This is a genomic window from Lysinibacillus sp. FN11, assembly GCF_024628845.1.
Classification (GTDB): domain Bacteria; phylum Bacillota; class Bacilli; order Bacillales_A; family Planococcaceae; genus Lysinibacillus; species Lysinibacillus capsici.
This window is the reverse complement of record NZ_CP102383.1, coordinates 4,505,456-4,530,361: the sequence shown is the minus strand read 5'-3', so window position 1 is coordinate 4,530,361 and position 24,906 is coordinate 4,505,456. Positions and strand designations below refer to the sequence as shown.

The window sequence follows — 24,906 nt, the reverse complement described above, 5'->3', positions numbered from 1 at the left end:
CTCTATTAGCTATTAATTTTGAACTTTTAAAAGTTTGGTTAGTTTAAAAACACTAAATTATTTCATTCTTATAAATTACCTTGTTTACATTATGCCTAACAGTCTTATGACCTGCTTTTATACCTTTACCAATAGCAATCAGCATAACATCTAGATACCTATCAGAAATATTTAAGATCTCTTTCAATTTCTTAGAATCGTAGCCTGACATCGTAATTGTGTCAAAACCAGCTTCATTCGCTAACAAAACTAAGGACATTGAGGCAAGACTTACATCTCTAGTTAATTCTAACTTGAGATCTTCTTTTGTCTTACTTTCATAATAATTTATTGCAGCATTCGCAAGATAGTCTCTTAATGATTCATCAAAGTAACCTGCCTGGTACCCCTCCTCATGAATTTTAATAATATTACCTTTGTTAAATGCCTGATAGTCGCCCAACATGACAATTAACGATGAAGCTTCTACTATTTGTTGTTGATTAAAAGCTATAGGTAGTAATAAATTTCTTAAGTTCGCATCCTCGATTATTAAGTATCGCGTTGCTTGAATATTATTTCCGTTAGGCGACTTACTTGCGCTTTCAACTAAGGCAGTCAATGTTTCTGAACTAATTTTATAATTTGAATCATAATGTCTAACTGAACGTCTTTTTTCTAAAATATCTTTTACACTCATTATTAACAACTCCTAAGTTTTAATGTATTGCGCCTCTAATTATAGTAAGCAATAATAAATAAGAAAATAACGCACAAAAAAGTGGTATAGCCACTTTTTTGTGCCTATTTAGGAGAGAAAGCACATGTTGAACTATAATACAGGAATCAATATTTTTATGGATATTGCAGGTGGCAAATGGAAATGTTTAATACTATTTTTCTTGAGTCAACAATCAGTAAGGACGAAAGAGTTTTATGAATTAATACCCGGAATTACGCAAAAAGTTCTAACTGATCAATTGAAGCAGTTAGAAAGAGACGGACTTGTTCGGAGAGAAATATTTAAAGAAGTACCACCAAAAGTAGAATATAGTTTAACAGATTTAGGAGAGTCATTTATCCCAGTTTTAAATACGATGTGTACATGGGGAAATGATTATGCACGTTTAAAGGGAATTGCCAAGGAGCAACAAATTTGTTGTCATCAAAAAGAAAGCTAAGTTTTCCTTAAAGGCTCCTTGTACTAATCACTATTAAAACCACAGCTTGTTACTCTGTTAGAATATTCCACAAAATGCTAAAAAGCCAAGGAGCATCGGTGCTCGCTTGGCTTTTGACGATATATAGGCATACATCTAGTCGTACTTGGGGTGTCATAAGGGAAAGGGGGATAACCTTACGTCTTGTCAAGTCGATCAAGAGATGTGGCCCGAGTTACATATCATTTGAACATAATTTAAAAGTCATGTGGCTGATGACTTATATACAGCTTGCCCAAATGATGTTTGCATTAATCATTACCCCAAAAATTTGGGTTGTAAGCTCTTTTGTTGTATTTTTTTATTCCTTTTTTGAGACTCCGACTTTTACCTGATTTCGCCCTTCTTGTTTCGCAAGGTAAAGTGCGTCATCAGCCGCTTCAATTAGCTCTTCAGTTGTATTTGCCATTGCAGGATAGGATGCTATTCCTGCAGATAATGTTATTGGTCTACCACAAGGACTGACCGTATCAGCCAAAGTTTTTCGTAGTTGTTCTGCGACTAGTTTGGCTCCCTCTACCGTCGTGTTCGGTAGAAGCATGACAAATTCCTCGCCACCGTACCGGCAACATACATCGCCTTCCCGAGCTACTGATTCCATTTGTCTAGCCAAAAATTGTAAAACTTTATCACCTACTGCATGTCCATATGTATCATTTACACTTTTAAAGTGGTCTAAATCTAGCAAAATAATGACATGTGGTACCTTACTTGCTAACCATTCAGCAAGCATTGAATCCATTGTACGTCGGTTCGTAATTCCCGTCAGTGGATCAACAGTAGATTGATCCTTGAAAAAGGAGACCTGTCCATGTAGAAACGATAAACTTCGAACCAATGCATTCTTCAATGAATAGGCTTCAAAGTACCATCCACTAACAGATTTTAAACCTTCTACATTTTTCTTATCTAAACTCTCTTCTGTTAATGATGCTAGTTGTTGTAAGGGATTCGCAATACGTGCTGCAGCCCAAAGTACAATGATAATCGAAACAAACATAAGAGGGACAGATTTTATAATGACCTCCTGTACACGATCAAATGAAGGGGCTAATGCTACCTCTAAAGGTTTCTGCGCAACAACTCCCCACCCTGTCGATGCCACTGCACTATAGCCTGCTAGCATTTTCACTCCTTTTGTATTCTCAACTAGTTGGGCACCATCCTTGCCAGATGTAACAGCTTGAACGACTTTATTTTTCGTTACAATGTCATTAATACGACTTGGATCTTGATGATAGATAACTCGTCCATCTGAATCAACTACATATACGTAAGAACCATCCTTACTATAATGTTCTCCCAACAAGGTTTTAAAGGCATTAGGTTCCTTTAAATAGATAGTGCCAGCAATCATTCCTAGATATTCATTGGACTCCGAGAAAATAGGATGTGATATAAAAATGATGAGCCGCCCTGTCATCGCCTCATATGGCTTAGAAATAATGGGTGTCTTTTTGGCTAATGCCTCTTTAGCGCCAATGGATGTTAAAATCTCTCCTTTAATTTCTATAGAGGGCGGAGAGACAGATAAAACAAGTCCCTTTGCATTTGTTATAACCACCGAATTGAACATTTGATTTTGCAATCTCAAGCGCTCTGTTTCCTGATTCAATACTTGTTCATCATCCATTTTCGTCCTGACCTGCTCCGCACTATATCCTAAGATTTGAAAAGCTTCATGTAGATAGGAATCAGCAGTTGAGGCTAATTTTTGAGCATAGACTCTATTCGTTTCTAGCGCATTTTCCTTAATGGAATCAATGTTCATCCTATAGCCGCCCCAAACACTACCTATGCTTGTTAAAAAGAATGCTGCCATTGCTACGCCCATTATAAGATGCTTTAACTTTAATCGGTGCGATTTCATTTTTCCCCTCCTATTTATGATTTTTTATATGTATATTTTGAGAGATACTTTAAACAATTAGTGCCTATTATAAGCAATGGCTCCTATAGGTAAAAGTAACATGTATTAATTGTGTAAGAAGAATCCAACACACCTCTAGGATTGTATCAATAAACGAGATCGTATCATATAGAATCTAGCAAACAAAATTGCAACATTTTAGTTACTTAGATTAAAAATTCCAACAACTGACGCTAATTATCTGAAATTTGATAGAAAATCTAAATTCTAAATTTTTTTACTTTTATTGTTATTCTGACATATAAAAGTTGAAGCGTTTATTTTATAATAAAAATTAGCATAGGCAAGTTAAGATTCAATCTGTTATAATACTCATTAAAATACAATAAACTGTAATAATACAGTATATAGAATACGCTTTTCACACAATGGGGATTATGAGAAAAGCGCTACTCGCCATCATCATACAGATGGTTGTGTAGCCTACACAAAAAGGGGTTGGAAGATTTGGGTATTTTAAAGGGGTTAAAAATTCTCGATTTTTCTGCATTACTACCAGGACCAATGGCGACAATGATATTTGCTGATTTAGGAGCAGATGTTATCCATGTCGAATCTTCAAAGCGGGTTGATTTAACGCGAATCATGCCTCCCTATGACGAGGATCATGAGGCATATATCCATCAACATTTAAATCGATCAAAAAAGTCTATAACGCTAAATTTAAAATCACCAGAAGCTATCGACATTGTTAAATCACTTGTACAGGAATATGACGTTATTATCGAAGGGTTTCGACCTGGTGTAATGCATCGACTTGGCATCGGCTATGAAGCGCTTAAAGAAATAAATCCTAAGGTTATTTATTGTGCGATAACTGGCTACGGACAAACAGGGCCATATAGTAATCGTCCAGGACATGATAATAACTATCTATCCTTAGCAGGATTACTCGACTATTCACGCCATAAGGATAAAAAACCTGTTTCCATGGGCGTCCAACTAGCTGACATAGCTGGAGGGACAATGCATGCAGCAATAGGCGTACTGGCTGCTGCCCTCCATCGTGAAAAAACAGGAGAAGGACAGTTCATCGATATTAGTATGACAGATGCTGTCTTTTCACTTAATGCTATGTATGGTGCAGCATTTATTGGAGGTGGACGTGTCCCACAGCCAGAGCAAGAAATTTTAAATGGAGGCAGCTACTATGATTTTTACAAAACAAAGGATGGGCGATTTTTTTCTGTCGGTAGTTTAGAGCCTCAATTTCGCAAATTGCTCTGTGAAGCACTCGATATTCCCGAATTGATCGATAATACCTTCAATGACTCCTACTATACACAAATTCGTTTTAAAGAGGCTGTTCACGACGCCTTCTTGTCCAAGACATATGAGGAATGGCTTGAGGTGTTTAACGAGGATTTCGAAGGTTGTGTAGAGCCAGTTCTAACATTTCCTGAAGCCTGTGAGCATCCACAGCTAAAGGCACGAGAAATGATTGTGACTATTCCCAAAAGCGATGGCACTATGCAAAAACAAATTGCCTCTCCGTTTAAATTTGATGGTACGCAGCCTGAATACAAGCATGTTGGTGCTAAATTAGGCGAGCATAATGAGGAAGTTTTACTATCTCTAGGCTTTGATGCTGAACAAATTGAGGCTTTGAAGGAAAAAGGCGTTTTAGAGTAAAAAAAGGTGTCTAATACTGTGATGTATTAGACACCTTTTTTATACATATGCACTAATAAACATACGTAGGTTTTCAAAATGATCATCTATTAGTAGATATTTTTTGTAAATCTCCATTAACTTTTCAAAAAGCTCGTACTGCTCGGTTACAAACAAAACTCTTAAAATATTTAACATATGCAGGGATGCACTTTGTGCGACAACATAGTATGGTGCATTTGGTTGACGATAATTGCGTCGCCACTCTTCCACAGACAAACCAATATGTTGTAGAGAGTTATTCACATGAAGTGCTATATCCTGTTGAACATATGCCTCAATTGCAATAAGTTGTTCACTACTAAAGTTTTTGTGTACTAATGAAGAATTGATTTTTTTATTCGATGCTAAAACATGCTCTTTTAATAAAAGTAAGCCATCCTCATAACGTGCCATTTTTACATAGTGCTCCAGTAGAATGGCATATAAATTTTCTAAATAATTTAGCTGATAATTTTTAATAATGGCAGGTGGTGTTGGTTTACGATTTGGTAATAGCTCTTTATACTCTAGTAATATTTCAATGGCATAATTATTTATTCGCTCATCCTCTAATAAATATTCACCATATTGTATAACCATTTCACTCTGCTGTTCTCTATTTGCTATATGAAATAAAATATAGGCAATTAACACTTTTTCCTTCTCTGATAGTGCATACATTGAGTAGCGCCATTCAGCTTCAAATGAGGTAATAAGCGCTTTGACACTTTTAAAATCACCTTCTGATAAGCGATAATGAGTAACAATTTGATAAAGACGTAACTGTTTCTTTGCCAAACAGCTAGCATTATGCTTATCCACATGAGTTATACACTTATCCAGTATCGCTTTATAGTTATTCACAAAGTTATCCACATGTTCACAATTTTCTCTCACAGAATGCTCGAAATGTCCCATTATTTCATAAAGAAATGTGAATTGCTCTAAAGGTTTGTGGATAAGCAGTGAATAAACTTTTTTTGTGAAAAGCCAATGCCAAAAAGATACATGCTCTTTATACATCATATGCACTAAATATTCATCTTGAAATTTATATAAGATAATTGATTGTAGCTCATTAACTGGCATAGCTATTTGCATTCGTTTCCCAAAGACTAACCAAATTAATCGTTCTAAGTCTATTGTATGTTGTGCAAAAAGCTGCTCAAAAAAAGTATCTTTACCCTTTTGGGTATAGAAAAAAGCACTGAGACGCTCATTCACAAATTTTGAATCTAAACCATATTTGTCAAAATATATTTGCATTTCTGTTGATACATGACCCCAATATTTACGTGCTGTGGAAAAGGCAATATTCTTAGCCGTTTCTTCGTTTACTAAAAATAGATTGGGTGAAAGCGAAGTACCAAGTATTTTTGGATCTTCTTGCAGATTTGACTCTGCCTCCAGCCAAGTTGCTAGTATATTTTCAGCACCCTTTTTACTTCTTTGTTTATAAGCCATGAATAATTGCTCATCACAGTCCAACAGCATAAAAATGGATCCTCCCATCAATTTCTACCAACAAAGATCTTCCCCTATCATTTAAATACATGATTTTTACACTCTTTCTTCAATATAACAAATCTTAACTAACATATGCTAAAAAAATATGGGTATGTATAGCAAAAACGTTAACAAATATAAAAAAACCATCTATATAAGTGGACACACTTCATAGATGGATATCATCTTTACCAAAACAACGGATATTTTCTTTTTTCTCGTAAATTATTGATCAACAAACCGAAAAATACAATTATGACTGCTCCAATTAATACAGGGGTTAGTAAATAACTCCAACCATAACCTCCTAAAATAATAATTATAGGATTGGCGCCTGCTGGTGGATGGATGACACCTAAAAAGGCCATAAAAAATATAGTTAATCCAACACCAAGACTAATAGACAATATATTGGAGCCTAGTAATGAATACATGGCCAACCCGATAAATGCCGAAATGAAGTGACCTCCAATTATATTTCGTGGCTGGGACAAAGGTGCATTCCAAACGACAAATATAAGAACGCAGCTACCGCCTAATGATGCCATTAACCAAGGTGAATCGGTAATGTTAGTTAACCATAGCAACACAAAAATGCATATTAATCCTCCCATTGCTCCAGTAAAGGCATCAGCGAAATTTGTTCGAGAAGGAGCATGACCTCCCCCTCTCATTTTTAATATAAAAGGTTTTATACTACTCTTTTTCTCTATTTTGTTTTCCACACCTATAATTTCTGTCATTAGACACCAACTTTTCTCTTCTATACTCATCTATTTTATATAAGGTCCTGTTCATCATTGTTAAACTTTAACTATTATATCAACACAACAATAGATTTCAATCCAAACTTCAAATTTCAGAAAAACAATTACTTATCTGACTTATAGCTCATACAAAAAAGCAAACTTTTAAAAGTTTGCTTTTTCAAGAAATAATTTATTAGTCATATTGTTTTTTAATAGTTTTATATATTCTTACCTTTTTCAATACAGTTTTAGGTACTTGGAAAGTGGCTGTGACAACCCCTGGATGGCGTCCGATTTCAATGGAGCCTGTGATTGTTGCTCTATTTAAAACCTCTGGTTCGCTCATCTCAAATAGCTTCGCAGCTCGACTAATCGCGTTATCAGTCGCCTCATTTAACGTTTTACCAGAACCAACCACCGACACTGGGAATGCATCCTCTACCTGCTTAACACCAAACTCCTCCGCTAGCTCACGTGCGCGACGTTTTTCTTCCTTTGTAAAGGGCTTTGCTGTATAAGGTAAATCTTCTACATTTGGTAGTAAAATTGGGCCTTCCAAAGCTACTTTCTTCAAGACCTTAACTTCAAGCTGTACAATACCCGCTACATCAGTTGTATGTCCTGCAATCTCGCCGTCCCCTTGCATAGCATGCATGTCTCCAATATATACACCACCGCCTGGTACCTTGACTGGACAAATAATAGTCGCACCTTCTCGTACTCGGCTGATATCCATATGTCCATCGGTACGATGTAAATCCAATTCTTCTTGAGTAAAAGCATATTCATGTGGTGCTCCAATTAAAAATGAACCAAAGTCACCTGCATTATGTGAATCAGGCATCGCTTTAGAAGGGGTTGTACCAAGCTGACCTAAAAATGGTCGCATTCTTGCCAATACACCTACTAAATCGCTTGGAGCCAATGCTACAACAGGATTTTGTACAGAATTTTCAGGTGTTCTCATGTAGGTTCTAGCATCAAGTGCAATTCGTCTAGCACCCTCTCGTCCAACCGTTACACCCATTTGCCCTTTATGATCTAGTACCATCGTATAACCGTTTGTCATTTTAAAGGGTGCCGTTTCTGTATCACATGTAGAACATCGAATTGCATGTGGGCCTATTCCTTTTACAACTGTGCTTGGATGAAGCTTGCCACAGCCTGGACATTTTACAGAAACAAACGGATCACCAATGAATCGATCTACAATTGCCTCATCATGGCCAGACGAAGTTGCAAGAGATGTGACCTGAATAGATTTAATTTTTATAACAATAGCATCACCCACCTCTGCCCCTTCTACAAACACGGGTTTCGTTACTTCATGTCCTCCGCGAATAGTAGGTGTAAGCATGGGGCCCCAACATCCAGGTGTTGTATTGGCAATAATCGTTCCACCATCTTTAAGCGGTCCTAACATCTTCTGTGATGGATCTAAAATACCATCAATAAACTCATTTACGAACAATGTTTCAGCGGCTTGAGGTTGCTGTATAAAATCATCACTTTCTACCTCTTCTTTTTCTAGCACATGCATGTCGTTTGTCATTTTCTAATCACGCTCCTAGAATAATTTTTATGTATATCGTTATATGTTAAAAATGCTCTCCACACTTGCAGAGAGCTATTTTTATCAATTGTTCATATATAAATCAAAAATATGTGAGAAGTCTTCTTTTTTATACTTATCTTTATGATCGACCATCCAAGTATTCGCAAAGCTTGTAATTTCTTTGAATGACGACGCAGGAGATATATTGTCATTGCCAATTCGACCAAGTGATGATGATGCTATGTTTAAACTTTTTTCCGCTACTTCTAGCTTATAAGCATTGTTCTTTTGTTCATAGCTAATGGCATGTAGTGCTTTATATAAATCTTTAATGTCATCAATAAAGCGTTTATGAATGTCGATGGACAGTGGGGAATTGCCGATTGTAAACTTAATTTCGACATCAAGGTCGATTGTTCCTGCTGTTTCGAGAAAAACTTCTGTCACAGTATACATTGAATAGTCATAGCGTCGCAGTAATCGTTTCTTGCTCATAGCACTTTCGCCATCTACATGAATAATCGCACGATTTGTAAAGCAATACTCATCTGCCTTCGTTTTAATTAAAAAGTAAATTTTTTCATCAATTTCATGTAAGATAAAATCATCTGCATCTGTCTTATCATAGTCCTCTCTTGGCACAACCACCCCAATATCTGAAAGTCCAAGTGCATCTGCTGCTATTTTTTTAAACATCGCCATTCCTCCTAATTTGTAATACTCTTTTTACGCTTTAGAATCTGTAAAGGTTTCACCTTGTAGTGGTTTATATAAAAAATGTACTTCCTTTCTTGTAGAATACAACCCAACATTTCCTCTTTTCTATACATTTCATTTATAATAATTGTCAGTAAAGATTCTTCCAAATCGAAAGGTCGTGTGAACAAGTGCAAGAACCAACCATTTTAGTAGTGGATGATGAGGCAGATTTAGCGAATCTACTAAAAGTAAGCTTACAAAAAGAGGGCTACAAACAAATTTATACAGCTAGTACCATTCGCGATGCTTGGACAAGCTTTCAACAAACAACACCCGATATTATACTTCTAGATGTCATGCTTCCCGATGGTGAGGGTTACGATTTATGTAGACGTATCCGTGAAGTATCCCATGTCCCTGTGCTCTTCATGTCTGCTAAAAATGAGGAAATTGATAAAATTTTAGGACTAGCCATTGGCGGAGACGATTATATTACAAAACCTTTTAGCCCGAAAGAAGTAGCCTATCGTGTGAAGGCGCAATTACGTAGAGCTGGCTATCAAACACAAGATACCATAACGAATATTGTTGAAAAAACACTACAAATTGGACCATTTCAGTTGAATGCCGATGAAACTGAAGTGCATAAAAATGGCGTGTTATTGGAGTTAACAGCTAAGGAAATTGGGTTAATGGCGTGCTTTATGCACAATCCCAATCGAATCTTAAGTAAAGAAACATTGTTTGAACGTGTATGGGGAGAGGATTTCTTCGGTTCTGATAACACTGTTATGGTGCATATTCGCCGGTTGCGTGAAAAAATTGAGCAGGATGCGTCTAATCCTCTATATATCACAACTGTAAAAGGACTTGGCTATAAGTTTGTCATGCCCAAAGAGGCACAAGAATGAAGTGGAAATTAACCGCTCGCTTTCTCCTTTCCGTACTTTCTATCGTCATCATTGTTATTTTTGTCAATACAGCTATCTTCATGGGACTCCTTACTTATCGGCTAACAACTGACTCTGAAGGTGTTTCTGCCACCGAAGAGGAAAACTTTGTGCGAGAATTTCAAAAACATATCGAGATAAAAAATGGAGCAACCTCCATACGTGAAGATGGACTCGAACAATTGCATCAAAGAAATGCTTGGATACAATTGCTTGATGAAAATGGTCAAGTTATTGATTCTCATTTTGCACCAGATAAAGCACCATTGCACTATGCACCTATCGACTTAATTCAAGTATATAAATATAAAGAATTCGATTCTGATACTACGGTGTATATTGGCAGTAAGGATCCCTTTAGTTATTTAATTGGTATTAAAGGTAGCGGTGTTACAAGGCTTGTTACGCATGTTTCTGGTACATCACTCTTACAGTTTATAGGGAAATTTGGCCTGTTCATCGTGATTGCGGACTTGTTAGTAGCTACATTAGTAGGATGGCTTTTTGGTCGTACATTAACGAAACCTCTTTATGCGATGATAGATCGCATTCACCATTTAAAGAATCATGATCATACGTCTATTAAGACTCCTGGTGGTGTCTACAAGCCGGTTTTTGAAAACTTAAATGAAGTATCACGAGAATTGGCAGCCCATGAACAGGAGCGAAAGAGACTAGAAATTATGCGTGAAGAATGGATTAGTAATGTCTCCCACGATATGAAAACGCCACTTGCCTCTATTCGAGGTTATGCAGAACTATTGAATGATGCACAAATAACAAATACTGAGCAAATCGAGTACGCAAAAGTTATAGAAAAACAATCATTGCATATGCAAAATCTACTGGATGACTTAAATTTAACGATGCGTTTAAGACATCAACAGCTTCCACTTACACTAAATGAAGTGAACATGGTACCTTTTATTCGAGAGATAGTGATTGAAACATTAAATACACCACAATATGAACAAGCTAATCTAACGTTTGAGGCGACAACTGCGAACAGTCTTCATCAAATAGATGAACATTTTATGCGCAGAGCTATCATGAACTTTTTACACAATGCATTGCTTCATAATGCTCCCGATGTATCTGTCCATGTGTCTGTTGATGAGCATACTCTAACAATTTCTGATAATGGCAAGGGGATAGCCCCAGAGGATTTGGAACATATTTTTGAACGCTATTACCGTGGCACAAATACGGACAATACTGCTGGTACTGGTTTAGGTACAGCTATTGCTAGAGATATCATTGAGGCCCATGGAGGAACAGTGACCATCACCTCGGAAAAAGGAAAAGGTACATGCGTTATTATTGATCTACAAAAGGAATACTAAATAAATAAACTAAATTTAACCAGTTGAATTTAAACGCTAAATACTTTGCACTGAACTTTCGTGTGGAAAAGAAGGAGTCTCAAAATTTGAGACTCCCTCTTTGTGTTATTTCATTTGATCCTGTACTTTAGCAGGTAATTCATGGAATTTCACTTCATCAAATGAAGTAACTTCTGTTTCCTTTTTCACGTAAAGCTTTAAATAAGCATCCTGGCGTAAATTTTTATGAGCGGAAAACTTTAATGTTTTCTCTTCCCCATTTTTATCGTAAGTAGGTAGCTCGTACCAATACATTTTAAAGATTTCACCACTATCTGCTTTAAACTCCTCTACCTCACCATCAGCCGTGATATGAACATAGTTGGTATCTTTATTTAATCGGTTAAAATCTACAGTCATCAATACAATTAACCCTGCTACGAATAAGATAAACAATGCACCTATTCCGAAAAATACTTTTTTCATATTAATTCCCCTGTCTCACTATTTTATAAAACGAACGAACGGTAAAGATATAATAAATAAAGTAAATAGCTGAATATGCAATCATCCACAAGATGACTGGTTTTGTAATATTCATGTTAAATAGCTGTGAAAATGCTAGTAATGCAAACACACTATGTGCAATCCCCACAATAAGTGGCGCACTAAAGATAACAGCGACCTGTCCTGCTACTGTCTTTAAGATTTGCTTACTATTTACACCAATTTTATTTAAAATAGCATATTTTTCCTGATCTTCTTCGGCTTCCGTTAAAATTTTGAAGTAGATAATACTGCCCGTTGCTGTTAGGAAAACCAATCCTAGGAAGCTTCCTACAAACAATAGAGCACCAACTGTTGCTAAACTATCCTCATAGCTTTGCGGTACACTAGAAAATGATTCTTGTTGTTCAGAAGACAACTGCTGGTAAATGTCTTTCGACACATCCTGTTGTTTCAAATCATTATCCAATCCAACAACCTGCATCATAATTTCATCGGCATCAGTAGCTTTAAACTCTTGATCATTCACAACGAGAACTGTTCCAGCTGCTATAAAGTTTAACACGCTTTCCGTGTACATCTTCTCTACATGGAAGGAGTCTCCGTTTTGTAGCTTAAAGTCCTCACCTGTATAATCATGTGAAAATCGTTCATCATAGGCTGCATCAAGTAAAACCGTAGAACCCTCTGGAATGTGTAGCTCTTTATCCTTGCCTTGTAATTTTGCTAAACGATTATAGTCCGATTCCTTAAGTAATGTATATTCGAAAAATGAGAATTCATTATCTACACGTAAATTTTTCACAGCCAGTGCTTCATTATATAAGACATCTTGTTGTGAAAATTCTACTGTCTCGCCTTTCCACATAAATGTGTTTGGCAGCATCTGACGTACAGAAGCTTCTGCATTATAATACATACCGAAGACACCGCCACCTGCTGTAATCGTAGTGGCACTTAAAATTGCAATGATTGACAACGATTTGGCATTGGCTCGAATACGATACAACAATTGAGAAACACCGATTAAATTTAAACCCTTCCAGGACCATGATGTTGCTTTCTTTAATGCTGTTAACACAAAGACACTCACACTATGGAATAGAAGGTATGTCCCTGCAATTGTCACCCCTATAACCATTAATGGCGTACCTAATACCGTAAAGAATCGCCATATTTCACTCGTAAACATATCAGAGGCAGCTGTATAATAACCAAATGCAATAAGTACAGTGCCGAGTAGAGCAGCTACTAATGAAGCACGTGGAATTTGCTCTCCCTGTTTGTCTGCGTGGAATAAATCAATTAGCTTAAATTGATAAATTACACGGTAACCTTGTAAGGATGTGAATAAAAACAGTAGTGCAAAAATGCCCGTTGTATTAATTAGTGCCTCCATTGAAAATGTCAGGCTACCAACCACTTCATAGCCCATTAAGCGTACTAGTATCATTAATAGCCCTTGGGACATAAAGAAACCTAGAAGGATACCAAACATTAGAGAGACAAGTCCTATGACTAAATTTTCAAAAAAGAGCATTAAGCCAATTTTTTGCTTACGTACACCTAGTAACGAGTAAAGGGCTACTTCCTTTTTCCGCTTCTTCATAAAAAACGAGTTGGAATAGGCCATAAAGATGACAATGAAGAACAGAAGTACGACTGACGAGGCACTCATCAATCCTTTAATTTGTTGTGACGATTGCTTTAAGGCTGAAAGATCATCATTATATTTGAGCGTCACAAACGTAAAGTAAATAACGATACTAAATACCATTGAGGCAATATATAAAAAGTAATTCGATAAATTGCGTTGAATATTTTTACGCGCTAAACTAAATAACGTCATTTACTCCACCCCCGATGCTAGATAGCACCTGCAAGATCTCTTGGAAAAATTGCTTTCTCGTTAGAGTCCCACGTTGAATTTCCTTAGATAGCTGTCCATCCTGAATAAATAGAATGCGCTGACAAAAGCTAGCTGCAAAGGCATCATGAGTAACCATCATAATCGTTGCTGCTTGAGATTGGTTTAAATCACTTAAGCTTTCTAATAAATCGGTTGCAGATTTTGAATCTAGCGCACCTGTAGGCTCATCGGCAAAAATTAGTTTCGGTTCTGTCACTAATGCTCGCGACGAGGCTGTACGCTGCTTTTGCCCACCTGAAATTTGATAAGGATATTTGTTTAATAAATCACTAATTCCAAACAATGCAGCAATGCGATCAACTCTCGCATTAATAGCCTTTGTCGGCATTTTTGCAATCGCTAGTGGTAAAACAATATTTTCTCGCACTGTTAAAGAATCAAGCAAGTTATAATCCTGGAAAATAAACCCTAAATTATCTCGACGAAAATCCGCTAATTCAGCATCCTTCATACGTGCCAAATTAGTATCTTCAATAATAATTTCACCAGTTGTTGGCGTATCAATCGTTGCTAATACATTAAGAAGCGTAGATTTTCCAGCCCCAGAAGGACCCATTACCCCAACAAACTCCCCCTTTTCTACTTCAAATGATATATTCGATAGCGCTGTAAAAGTATTTGCGCCTTTGCCGTAATTTTTCCCAACGTTTTGTACCTTTAATAATGGCGTCATATACGCTCACCTCTTCTTTCTGACTTTAGTATACGACCCCAAACTTACAGCAAATTTGTCGCAAGCTTACAGCAACCTTAAATCCACTGCTTTTTGGAATTTATAAACAAAAAAAGATTCATACACAAACTGTGCATGAATCTTTTCTAATCTATTGTGCTAATACTTTTTGAATATCTTCCTCAAAGCTACTTGGCTTATCTGCTGAGGCGTATCGTCCAACAACCTCTCCATTACGGTTTACAAGGAATTTTGTAAAGTTCCATTTAACACTATTGCCTAAAAATCCTTTGGAATGAGAAGTAAGATAATCGAAAATAGGATGTGCTTCTTTACCATTCACCTTCACGATCTCATGCATCGGGAACGTCACTCCATATGTTAGTCGACATTGGGAAGCCGCTTCTTCAGCTGTCGCTAGCTCTTGTTTAAATTGATTTGATGGAAAACCAAGTACAACCAGACCTTGCTCCTGATATTTTTCATAGAGACCTTCTAATTCTTCAAATTGTGGTGTAAAGCCACATTTGGAAGCTGTATTAACAATTAGCATCGGCTTTCCTTTATAACGTTCAAGGCTATAGATAGTACCATCTTCTAAAGTTACATTAATATCATAAATGCTCATCTCTCTACCTCCTATTATAAACGTCCATTCATTCTTGCCACCTGCTGCAAAGGGTCCCAAACACCATTGAATGGTGGTGCATAGGCCAAATCTAAATCTAGCAAATCAGGTAAGGTCATTTTACTATATAATGCTGTCGCAAACACATCGATACGCTTATCGACTCCCGCTGGTCCCACGATTTGGGCACCCAATAACAATTGATCGCGCTTGCGAACGACCACTTTTATAAACATACGTTGTGCACCTGGATAATAGCCGGCTATATGGCGTGCAGATAATTTAAATGCCTCATAGTCAAAACCAAGCTCTTTAGCATCGCGCTCATTTATACCTGTTGTAGCAATAGTTAAATTGAAAAATTTTAAAATAGATGTGCCCACAATTCCTCTAAATGGAGCAAATTTGCCTGACATGTTGAGACCTGCTAAACGACCTTGCTTATTGGCAGTCGTTCCTAAAGGTATATAATCTAAACGTTCTTTCACAATATTAAAGTGAGTTGCACAATCGCCAGCTGCATAAATATTTTCAAGGGAAGTCTCTAAATGGCGATTTACAATGATCGCTCCATTTTTTGCAAGTGCAATACCAGTATTCTTTAAAAACTGTGTATTTGGTTTTATGCCTGAAGCGACAATGACTAAATCCGTCTCTAGAACGCCGTTATCTGTAATAACACGTTCCACTCGTTTATTTCCTTCAAAAGCTTCAACGCTCGTATTTAATAATAGCTCTACATCGTTCTTTTTCGCTTCCTCATGCACATGCTGAGCAAGTTCTTCATCTAAAATACGAGCCACATGACTTCCGCGCTGAATAAGTCTTACCTTTTTCCCACAGGCATGTATGGTTTCAGCCATTTCTAAACCAATATAGCCACCACCTATGATTGTTACCTGCTCAATCTCTGATGTTAAATCTGCCATCAAATCTTCCAGTTGAGGAATTGTTTTTACCGTATGGATACCATCTAGCTCATTCCCCCTTTTCACAGGCATGACTGGACTAGCCCCCGTTGCAATAAGAAGTTTATCGTAGGTAATCTCAAATTTATCACCACTTGCTTGTGTACCTGTAATAACCTTCTTCTCTATGTTTACATTCTCTACCTCATAGCCAACTCTTGCATCAATGCCATACTTATCTCGAAAAGTTTCGACATCTCTTGCAATTAAACGTTTGGTTGATGAAATACGACCATCTACAACATAAGGCAATCCACATTGCCCATATGAATAAATAAAACCACGTTCTAAAGTAGTTATTTCTGCTCCTGGAACATTCCGATAGATTTCCATTGCTGCAGACATACCTGCAGCATCCCCACCAATGATGACGTATTTCATTCTACAAGCCCCCTTATTTTTTCCTTGTTGCCATTAAATCTGCATATTGATCGATATACAAACGTCGTTTTCCACCACTTACGATGACCCGTATCACATGAATAGCTATTATCATTGTAAGTGCAAAACCTGCTATTGCGGCAAGTAGAGAAATGACAATTTGTAGAACATAAAATGGTGAATCCATATCTAATTGGATGTCACCTAAAGTTGTAATGGCTCCTGATAAACACAAGGTAGCGATAATAGCAATACAACGACGCCATGATTGCTTTACAATACTTTTGCCTTTCTTGTTGACCATTGTAAAACGCATCACCTTCATACCTAGTGTTGCACCATTCATCATACTTGGTAACACCCCAAAGAGTATCACGTACAGAGCCATTTTCACTAAGAATTCAAAAGTACCGCTATACCCTGTCAGAACACCAATAATCATCCAAACTGATTGGACGATAAATAAATCAATGGCCAATGCTAGTAAAATAGAAATCGGCTTAACAATATCATTTTTTTCCATTTCAGCAGCTTTAGCCTCAACCTCTTCATGAGAGGGGAATAATGCCCAAACAATTGGTGCTAAGAAGAAACCTAGGAGCGCACCTACACTGTTTAGTAATAAGTCATCGACATCGAAGATTCGGTATGCGCAATTAAAGATGCCATAAATGCCTGTTCTTTGTGTGACCTCATAAAACAATGTTAGCAAAAAGCTAATTAAAAATGCACGTTTCCAGTACCTTCTTTCTTTAAGAAAATATCGCAAGTAAACGCCGAATGGCATTAGTAGTAAGAAATTAAAGAAGGCTTGAAAAAATGCCTGCTGTTTTGTGATAGCAAGCCATGTAGATGGATTTGTGACAACAACGCCACTATCCTTTAAAACATCATCAACAAATTGAAAAAGTCGCAAATTAGTATGAACGGTTTCCGCGGATTGAAGTGAGCAAGTATCTCTTGTAGACGGAAATGGTAGTAATACTAAACATAGCGCAGATAAAAAGTAAAAAATAAATGAGAACATGATAATGGTTTTGGACATCGATAAGTATCCATACTTACGATACGTATAAATCAGCCATGGTATAAATAGTACAAAGGATAAAATAATAGTTATGAAAAATGCTATAAAAATGGATTGCGTGTACGTTGACATAGAAACACCTCTCTCTTTAAATTGCCCTATTTTCTGAACACTAAAACTAAGTTTAGTCCTTCAATACTACATGTATATTTCATCAAGCTTACATAATCCTTAATTCAATAAAAAAACAGGTAAAGAATCTATACTCTCTACCTGTTACTTACTATGCTTTCGCTATTTCTTCTTTACAGAATGTCAAAATTTCTTCTAGTTCATCATCTTCTAATGCAAAGTCTAAATATTCACCTTCAGCCTTTTCCATGATGAAGTAATTTAATATAAATGGTTCTTCGTCTTTTTCACCAATTAGGACACGAATTTCAATGCCAGCTTCGTGGTAAAGCTCATCCTCTTCATCAATTTCTACATCCAGAATAAATTCATAACGCTTACCTTCAATAATATTTGTTGGGTCTAAAATCTCTTCCATTGAGAATTGTGTAATTTCCATTATATTTGCTCCTTTTTCTTTAGCTGTTCTTTTCTATATTAAATCAATTTCAGCATGGGTCAACTAGAAAACTCGTATACACCTGTAAGTAATTATGCCACAATGAAATGGAATTAATTTAGAACTAAATTTCCCTACATACGAGGAGGCTTTTTCATGAAAGAGCTATTATATTATCAAGACGTTATGTTACAAGAGTTTGATGCAACTATTATTAGTAAAGGAACTGACGAATCCGACCGTCAGTATGTTGTACTATCGAACACCGCTTTCTATCCAACTGGTGGTGGTCAACCTCACGATACAGGTACATTGAATGCGTTGGAGGTCATAGATGTTGAAAAAGTGGATGATGAAATTCGTCACTATATTGAAGGTGATCTATCGACTTTAGATGGTGTGGTACATGGCAAGTTAAATTGGCCAAGACGATTCGATCATATGCAGCAGCATGCTGGGCAACATATTTTAACAGCTGCTTTTGTAGAGCTTTTTAATGCGCAGACTGTAAGCTTTCATCTAGGCAGTGAGCAAGTAACAATTGATCTTGCTATAGAAACGATTTCTGAGCAACAGCTTGCAGCGGCAGAAGCAAGAGCCAATGACATTATTCTAGAGAACCGCCCCATTCAAACTATCTGGGTTACAGAGCAAGAGCTGGGCAACTATAATCTTCGTAAAGAAGTTGCAGTGACGGGAGACATCCGACTTGTGATTATCCCTAATTTTGATTACAACGGTTGTGGTGGCACTCACCCTACATCCACAGGGCAAGTTAGTACCATCAAAATATTAGGTACGGAGAAAATGAAGGGCAATGTGCGCGTTTCTTTTGTGTGTGGTCAACGCGTTTTGACTGAGCTTGGCATGCGTAAAAAAGTATTAGCGGACGTTGCTCGTCAATTAAGTGTCCCTGAGATTGAAGCTGCCACAGCACTTTCAAAAGTTTTATCTACTCAAAAAACTACAGAAAAGGCTCTCGCTGCTGCGAAAGAGGAATTACTCACGTATGAAGCAAGGGCACTTGTTAATAGCGAAGGTGTCGTAACAGCTGCTTTTAATCAGCGAACAATGCAAGAGCTACAAAAAATAGCACGTTTGATTGTTACGGAACAAAAAGATGTAATAGCTCTACTTGTATCTGAAAATGAAGGCAAACTACAATTCGTCGCAGCAAGAGGGAATAATGTTTCAAAAAGCATGAAGGATGTTGCCCAAAAGGCACTGCCTCTTATTAATGGTAAAGGTGGCGGAAGTGACCAAATGGTACAAGGTGGTGGCGATTGCACCGTTTCGAAAGAAGAATTACTAGCAGCGATGCAAGACGCTTAATTGCATTATAATAGAGGAGCTGTTATTAAAATTACGGCTCCTCCTATATTGTTGAAAAAAGACAATGTTACTAGCAGAAAAAGAATTTTTGACAAGGTGAGGGGTTGATTTTCGTTCCGCCAGCGTCCTTTCCAGGGGGTGTCTGACAACCGTGGGATAGCGAGACAGACGAGCCCCTGCATGGAGCGGTAATCCATCTTCACCTTTCACAAAAATTGTATGAATGATTTTGTTTTTTAACACTCTGAAGGAGCTATCATTAATAGACAGTTCCTCTCTAATTTAATATTTAAATTTTTGAATGGCTTCATATAAACGTTTTGCCATTTCTGATAGTTTTTCAGTTTGATTGTTCATTACTGCTACCGTCTTCAACTGTTCCGCTGTTGCATCTGTTACCTCATGCACATAATCACTGGCCGCATGTGCAGTAGCTGCCATTTCTTCCATAGACGCGGAAACTTCCTCCGTGTTGGCAGACATTTGTTCAGCTGAAGCATTCATTTCTTCAATTTGACCTGCTATTTCTCCTACTGCTTGAACCATTTCCTCGAAGCGTTCTCCTACTGCCTCAATGGAAGCTAAACCACGCTCAACATTATCTTCACCAGATTCCGCTGCTTTTACTACTTCTAATGTATAAGATTGAACTCTTTCGATGAGCACATTAATTTTAGTAGCTGATTCTGCTGTTTGCTCCGATAGCTTGCGAACTTCTTCTGCTACAACGGCAAAGCCTTTACCAGCATCTCCAGCCCGTGCTGCTTCAATAGAGGCATTCAATGCCAATAAATTTGTTTGATCGGAAATATCGGTAATCATTTTTGAAATTAAGCTAATTTCTTCTGACTCTTTTTCTAGTTTGTGAATAATTGATAGTTCATCTGTTGTGCCTTGCTGAATCTCATTCATACATAGAACGGATTGTTGAACTGCATGATTGCTTTCACTAATTTTCTGGGAAATAAAATCTGTATTACAAGCAATTGAGGAGGCAACTTCAGCTACATTTTGTATCCCTATTGCCATTTGTTCCATTGCTGAGGCACTTTCCTCTGCCATCACAGTTTGGCTTTGTGCCCCTCGATCTACTTCACTTATTGCACCAGCAATTTGCTTTGAACGCTTTGTTACTCCATTTACATCTCCCATTAAATCACACGCAGCTTCATTCACTGCCGTTGCTTCTTGACTCACTTTGGCTATCATTTCCCGCATATTATCAGTCATGCGATCTAATGCACGTGCCATCGTTCCCATTTCATCAATACGTTTCAAATATTTTTCTGGAATCTCCTGTGTAAAGTCTCCATTCGATAAGCCCTCACTAATGCGAAGTACATGTCGAAGTGGTCTACTAACAGAGCGAGAAATGGCAAATGAGATGCATAGCCCAAGTATCGAAACAATGATCGTAGTGACAATGAAGTTGGTCTTAAGCTTAGTAAGCCCTGAAAGCATCTCATCTTCTAGTGCGATAACCCCCATTTTCCAACCATTATCGAGGGTATGATAGCCCATTAGACTAGTTCCTGTATCTTCCGTTTTAAAAGTAAAATAACCGTTATCATTAGTAATCATTTCTTTAGCAGCCATTGCTCTGCCTGTCTTGATACCTGTTTTGTCTGCTTCCTTAATTGGATTGTATTGCTCCTTCACATACGAGTGATTATTATGTCCAATAATTGTTCCGTTAGCGTCTAACATAAATGCATAGCCACTGTCTCCAACCTTAATGTCTTCTACAATTTTAGATAGGTAATAGCCGTCAATACGTGCTAATAATAAGGCTTTTTCACCTGTCACTGTATCAATTGGAGAAACAATTAAAATGACTGGTTCACCTGTTACACGACTAATCGTAATTTCTGACATGACAGACTTACCAGTAAAACCTTCTTTTACGTAATCACGATCCCCTAGTTCAGCTGTTGTATCATCCAGATAATGGGCAACTCCATTAGCATCGATAATGCCAAAACCTAAATAATTCTCATTACCGGCAAGACGTTTCGATAGATACTGCTTTTGCTTTTCAAAGTCCATGCTCCGAACTGCCTCTTGCTCTGCAATTGCCTCCACCTCCACTAGTGTTAATTGGAAGTGTTCTTCTATGTATTGGGAAACATCCTCTGCTCTAGATACCAAATTAGATTCCACTTGCTCATTCACGGCTTTTGTACTATTTATCCAAGTAGATAGCCCAAGCGTGCCACATGTTACAAATACAAGAGCTATAATTGCAACAATTAATTTACCGCCAATTCCTTTTAACCACATTTCTCTTTTTCTCACTTCTTCCATTTTTAGCTATACAATCCGCATATTTTTACATAACTTCAGAGTAAAGTCACTAAAAGTAGAAGTCAACAAAAGTTTTCCAATATGATTAATAAATGTATAATAATACCATTTACACTACCTTTATAGTGCTAACAATTTTCTACAAAATTTTCAATTCATAGATCCCTCTTGTCATTTAAAAGGAGAGTACATCATGCTAATGGAGGAAATTAAAACATTTTCCAACAAAAATTGATTATAATTCACATTTTTTGCTGATTATTAAAGATAGGATCCGTTTAACACATTTTGAGGGGAGGACTTCCATGAGTTCAGACAAAAATAATGTTTCTCGTCGAGACTTTTTAAAAACTACAGGTATTGCTGCTGGTACATTAGTCGGTGGTGGTTTAATTGGAGGATTAGTTGGTTACAACATCAATGGTAAAGGTACTTCTACCCTAGAGCATGGTGGTCATGAAACAACGAATGAGGCCACAGGCTCACCAAAAGCTAAGATGTTTTTCAGAAATGAAAAAGATTTTAGTATCTTATCAAAGGCCACGGAACGTATCTTTCCAGAGGACGATTTGGGACCAGGAGCTATTGGTTTAGACGTTCCCTATTTTATCGATCATCAACTTGCAGGAAATTATGGGAGTAACTCTAAAGAATATATGCAAGGTCCATTTGATGTAGGTGCCCCAACTCAAGGCTACCAGAGCCGTTTAACGCGAGCGGAAATTTTTAGACAGGGTATCCAAAAAATGGAGGATGAAGCACAAAAGCGTTATAAGAAAAGCTTTAACGATTTAGATGGCAAACAAATGGATGAAATATTAACTGCCTTCCAAAAAGGTGACATAGAAATGGTTGGGGTTACTTCCGCGTTCTTCTTTACATTATTACGAGCAGCAACATTAGAGGGAGCTTATTCTGACCCTATGTATGGAGGAAATCGCAATATGGATGGCTGGCGTATGAAGGGCTTCCCTGGTCACCAGATGGCTTATATTACACAAATAGAAGATGCCAAGTTCCAAAAAATTGAGCCTAATCCATTAGGCAACCATTAAGGGGGGATAAAAAATGGCTAAAACATTACCGAGTGTAGACGTAGTAACAGTTGGTGTAGGTTGGACTGGCGGTATCGTTGCTGCAGAATGTGCTAAAGCTGGCTTAAAGGTAGTCGGTTTAGAGCGAGGTCAAAAGCGTGGGACCGAGGATTATTTAAATGTTCATGACGAATACCGTTATGCCATCCGATATGATTTAATGCAAAATCTTTCTAAAGAGACCGTAAGCTTTCGTAATGATCGCAATATGAAGGCATTACCAATGCGTCAGCTTGGCTCCTTCCTACTTGGAGAGGGTCTGGGTGGATCAGGAACACACTGGAATGGCATGACTTATCGATTTTTACCCTATGATTTCCAAATCAAAACATTAACAGATAAACGTTATGGACCTAATAAGCTGGGACCGAATTATCTGATTCAGGATTGGGGCTTAACATATGATCAGCTAGAGCCCTATTTCGATAAGTTCGAGAAAACAGCTGGTATTTCGGGTGATGATAAAAATAAATTTAGTGGAAAGCGTTCGAATCCCTATCCAACACCGCCTATGAAAAAAACGCCTATGCTTGCACAATTCGAAAAAGCTGCAACAAACCTGAAGCTAACACCTTATATGGTTCCATCAGCTAACGTATCAGAGGTTTATAAAAACCCAGATGGCGAAACGATCAACGCTTGCCAATATTGTGGTTTTTGTGAACGCTTTGGATGCGAATATGGTGCAAAGTCATCCGCAGAAATTACAGTTGTCCCTACAGCCCTCAAGACAGGAAATTTTGATTTACGCTTCAATTCCAATGTTGTTGAAATTTTAAAGCAAGGTAACAAGGCTACAGGTGTAAGATATATCGATACTGTTTCGGGAGAAGAATTCATTCAGCCAGCTAACGCTGTTGTATTAACTAGTTATGTCTTTAATAATGCCAAGCTATTAATGGTTTCTGACATTGGTGAAAGATATGACCCTACTACTGGCAAAGGAACACTTGGCAGAAACTATTGTTATCAAATCTTGCCTGGTGCCGCTGGGTTCTTCGAGGAACAATACAATACATTTATGGGTGCAGGTTCGTTAGGCATGTGTATAGACGATTACAATGGGGATAATTTTGACCATAGTGATTTAGATTTTATTCACGGAGGTAATATTGCGCTTACACAGACAGGTACACGACCAATCGGCTCAAATCCAACCCCGCCTGATACGCCTACTTGGGGACCAGAATTTAAAAAGCAATCTATTTATTACTATACACGTTCATTTGGGATTGGTGCGCAAGGAGCATCTATGCCACATAAGGAAAACTATATATCGCTGGATCCTACCTATAAGGATGCTTACGGGCTACCATTAACTCAGTTAACATACAATTTTACTGATCAAGATCGAGCTCTTCATAAATACATCTCTGCACGTGCAGCTGACATTATGAAGGAAATGGGTGCAAAAACAATTGTCCCTAACGCAGAAATTACCGATTACAATATCGTACCTTACCAAACAACGCATAATACTGGTGGTACGGTAATGAGCTTAACACCAGAACAAGGTGTTGTGAATAATTACTTACAGCACTGGGATGTTGATAACCTTTTCGCAGTAAGTGCAGGCAACTTTGCACACAATAGTGGTTATAATCCAACCGGCACATTAGGGGCACTTGCCTACCGTTGTGCTGAGGGAGTCATCAAATACAGTCAATCAGGTGGTTCATTAGTATAAAAAATCATTCTAAAGGAGGCAAGACTTATGGGAGGTCTAGGAGCAATTGGAGTACCTGGATTAATCATTATTTTAGTGATTGTATTAATTGTATTTGGCCCAAAAAAATTACCAGAAATCGGTGGAGCGGTTGGTAAAACGTTTGCAGAATTTAAAAAGTCTACTAAGGGACTTATGGATGATGAAGATGATACCGTGAAAAAGGTCGAAAAAAAATCTGATGCTTCGTAGGAGGGTTTCC

General features: G+C 37.5%; 22 protein-coding genes. 8 read left to right on the top strand and 14 right to left on the bottom strand.

The window, feature by feature from the left end; genetic code table 11:
* Positions 1-52: 52 nt before the first annotated feature.
* On the bottom strand, positions 53-679 hold the full coding sequence (locus tag NP781_RS23730; protein WP_257520958.1) for a nitroreductase family protein: 627 nt from the start codon (positions 677-679) through the stop codon (positions 53-55).
* Between the two features lie 124 nt (positions 680-803).
* Here NP781_RS23730 and NP781_RS23725 point away from each other — a divergent pair, with 124 nt between their 5' ends.
* Complete coding sequence (locus NP781_RS23725; protein WP_257520957.1) at positions 804-1,160, top strand: winged helix-turn-helix transcriptional regulator; 357 nt, start codon at positions 804-806, stop codon at positions 1,158-1,160.
* 340 nt (positions 1,161-1,500) lie between these two features.
* On the opposite strand, the gene NP781_RS23720 is transcribed toward NP781_RS23725, so the two are convergent.
* On the bottom strand, positions 1,501-3,069 hold the full coding sequence (locus NP781_RS23720) for a sensor domain-containing diguanylate cyclase (RefSeq protein ID WP_257520956.1): 1,569 nt from the start codon (positions 3,067-3,069) through the stop codon (positions 1,501-1,503).
* Positions 3,070-3,576: 507 nt separating this feature from the next.
* On the opposite strand from NP781_RS23720, the gene NP781_RS23715 reads away from it, so the two are divergent.
* Positions 3,577-4,761, top strand: coding sequence for a CaiB/BaiF CoA transferase family protein (locus tag NP781_RS23715; protein ID WP_004233875.1), 1,185 nt, complete (start codon positions 3,577-3,579; stop codon positions 4,759-4,761).
* A gap of 39 nt (positions 4,762-4,800) precedes the next feature.
* Here the strand turns inward: NP781_RS23715 and NP781_RS23710 are convergent, their stop codons facing one another.
* The 4 genes from NP781_RS23710 to NP781_RS23695 form a co-directional block, all read right to left on the bottom strand.
* Complete coding sequence (locus tag NP781_RS23710; protein ID WP_221681365.1) at positions 4,801-6,276, bottom strand: hypothetical protein; 1,476 nt, start codon at positions 6,274-6,276, stop codon at positions 4,801-4,803.
* Positions 6,277-6,476: 200 nt separating this feature from the next.
* Positions 6,477-7,031, bottom strand: a complete 555-nt coding sequence (locus NP781_RS23705) for an HPP family protein (RefSeq protein WP_221681364.1) — start codon at positions 7,029-7,031, stop codon at positions 6,477-6,479.
* 199 nt (positions 7,032-7,230) lie between these two features.
* Complete coding sequence (locus NP781_RS23700; RefSeq protein ID WP_257520955.1) at positions 7,231-8,589, bottom strand: acetamidase/formamidase family protein; 1,359 nt, start codon at positions 8,587-8,589, stop codon at positions 7,231-7,233.
* Between the two features lie 84 nt (positions 8,590-8,673).
* Positions 8,674-9,288 (bottom strand): PH domain-containing protein, encoded by a 615-nt coding sequence (locus NP781_RS23695; RefSeq protein WP_257520954.1) that lies wholly within the window; start codon positions 9,286-9,288, stop codon positions 8,674-8,676.
* Positions 9,289-9,479: 191 nt separating this feature from the next.
* Here NP781_RS23695 and NP781_RS23690 point away from each other — a divergent pair, with 191 nt between their 5' ends.
* Positions 9,480-10,202 (top strand): response regulator transcription factor, encoded by a 723-nt coding sequence (locus tag NP781_RS23690; protein ID WP_221681362.1) that lies wholly within the window; start codon positions 9,480-9,482, stop codon positions 10,200-10,202.
* Positions 10,199-11,584, top strand: coding sequence for a sensor histidine kinase (locus NP781_RS23685; RefSeq protein WP_257520953.1), 1,386 nt, complete (start codon positions 10,199-10,201; stop codon positions 11,582-11,584). The genes NP781_RS23690 and NP781_RS23685 overlap by 4 nt, the downstream gene beginning before the upstream one ends.
* 105 nt (positions 11,585-11,689) lie before the next feature.
* On the opposite strand, the gene NP781_RS23680 is transcribed toward NP781_RS23685, so the two are convergent.
* The 7 genes from NP781_RS23680 to NP781_RS23650 all read right to left on the bottom strand — a co-directional run bounded on the left by NP781_RS23680 (position 11,690) and on the right by NP781_RS23650 (position 18,248).
* Positions 11,690-12,049, bottom strand: coding sequence for a YxeA family protein (locus NP781_RS23680; RefSeq protein ID WP_257520952.1), 360 nt, complete (start codon positions 12,047-12,049; stop codon positions 11,690-11,692).
* Between the two features lies 1 nt (position 12,050).
* The gene (locus tag NP781_RS23675; RefSeq protein ID WP_257520951.1) at positions 12,051-13,919 is read right to left on the bottom strand and encodes an ABC transporter permease; all 1,869 of its coding nucleotides are present in this window, start codon (positions 13,917-13,919) and stop codon (positions 12,051-12,053) included.
* The gene (locus NP781_RS23670) at positions 13,906-14,673 is read right to left on the bottom strand and encodes an ABC transporter ATP-binding protein (protein ID WP_054548905.1); all 768 of its coding nucleotides are present in this window, start codon (positions 14,671-14,673) and stop codon (positions 13,906-13,908) included. Before NP781_RS23670 ends, NP781_RS23675 begins: the two co-directional genes overlap by 14 nt.
* Positions 14,674-14,824: 151 nt before the next feature.
* Complete coding sequence (locus tag NP781_RS23665; protein WP_004233894.1) at positions 14,825-15,301, bottom strand: glutathione peroxidase; 477 nt, start codon at positions 15,299-15,301, stop codon at positions 14,825-14,827.
* Between the two features lie 14 nt (positions 15,302-15,315).
* Positions 15,316-16,650 carry an FAD-dependent oxidoreductase gene (locus NP781_RS23660; protein WP_066038051.1) on the bottom strand — a complete coding sequence of 445 codons (1,335 nt, stop codon included), beginning with the start codon at positions 16,648-16,650 and terminating at the stop codon, positions 15,316-15,318.
* A 13-nt stretch (positions 16,651-16,663) separates the two neighbouring features.
* A complete protein-coding gene (locus NP781_RS23655; protein WP_257520950.1) occupies positions 16,664-17,809 on the bottom strand; it encodes a VanZ family protein in 1,146 nt (381 codons plus the stop codon).
* A 151-nt stretch (positions 17,810-17,960) separates the two neighbouring features.
* Positions 17,961-18,248, bottom strand: coding sequence for a DUF6509 family protein (locus tag NP781_RS23650; RefSeq protein WP_036075918.1), 288 nt, complete (start codon positions 18,246-18,248; stop codon positions 17,961-17,963).
* A gap of 156 nt (positions 18,249-18,404) precedes the next feature.
* Here NP781_RS23650 and NP781_RS23645 point away from each other — a divergent pair, with 156 nt between their 5' ends.
* Entirely contained in the window at positions 18,405-19,580 is a 1,176-nt protein-coding gene (locus NP781_RS23645) for an alanyl-tRNA editing protein (protein WP_257520949.1), read from the top strand.
* 282 nt (positions 19,581-19,862) lie between these two features.
* Here the strand turns inward: NP781_RS23645 and NP781_RS23640 are convergent, their stop codons facing one another.
* A complete protein-coding gene (locus NP781_RS23640) occupies positions 19,863-21,860 on the bottom strand; it encodes a methyl-accepting chemotaxis protein (protein WP_221681355.1) in 1,998 nt (665 codons plus the stop codon).
* A 329-nt stretch (positions 21,861-22,189) separates the two neighbouring features.
* Here NP781_RS23640 and NP781_RS23635 point away from each other — a divergent pair, with 329 nt between their 5' ends.
* From NP781_RS23635 to tatA, 3 genes are read left to right on the top strand one after another with little or no spacing between them, the layout of a single operon-like run.
* Positions 22,190-22,939: a gluconate 2-dehydrogenase subunit 3 family protein gene (locus tag NP781_RS23635; protein WP_131522166.1), complete on the top strand. Its 750-nt coding sequence runs from the start codon at positions 22,190-22,192 to the stop codon at positions 22,937-22,939.
* 13 nt (positions 22,940-22,952) lie between these two features.
* Positions 22,953-24,665 carry a GMC family oxidoreductase gene (locus NP781_RS23630; protein ID WP_221681354.1) on the top strand — a complete coding sequence of 571 codons (1,713 nt, stop codon included), beginning with the start codon at positions 22,953-22,955 and terminating at the stop codon, positions 24,663-24,665.
* 27 nt (positions 24,666-24,692) lie between these two features.
* Positions 24,693-24,896 (top strand): twin-arginine translocase TatA/TatE family subunit, encoded by a 204-nt coding sequence (gene tatA / locus NP781_RS23625; protein WP_048390784.1) that lies wholly within the window; start codon positions 24,693-24,695, stop codon positions 24,894-24,896.
* Positions 24,897-24,906: the final 10 nt, after the last annotated feature.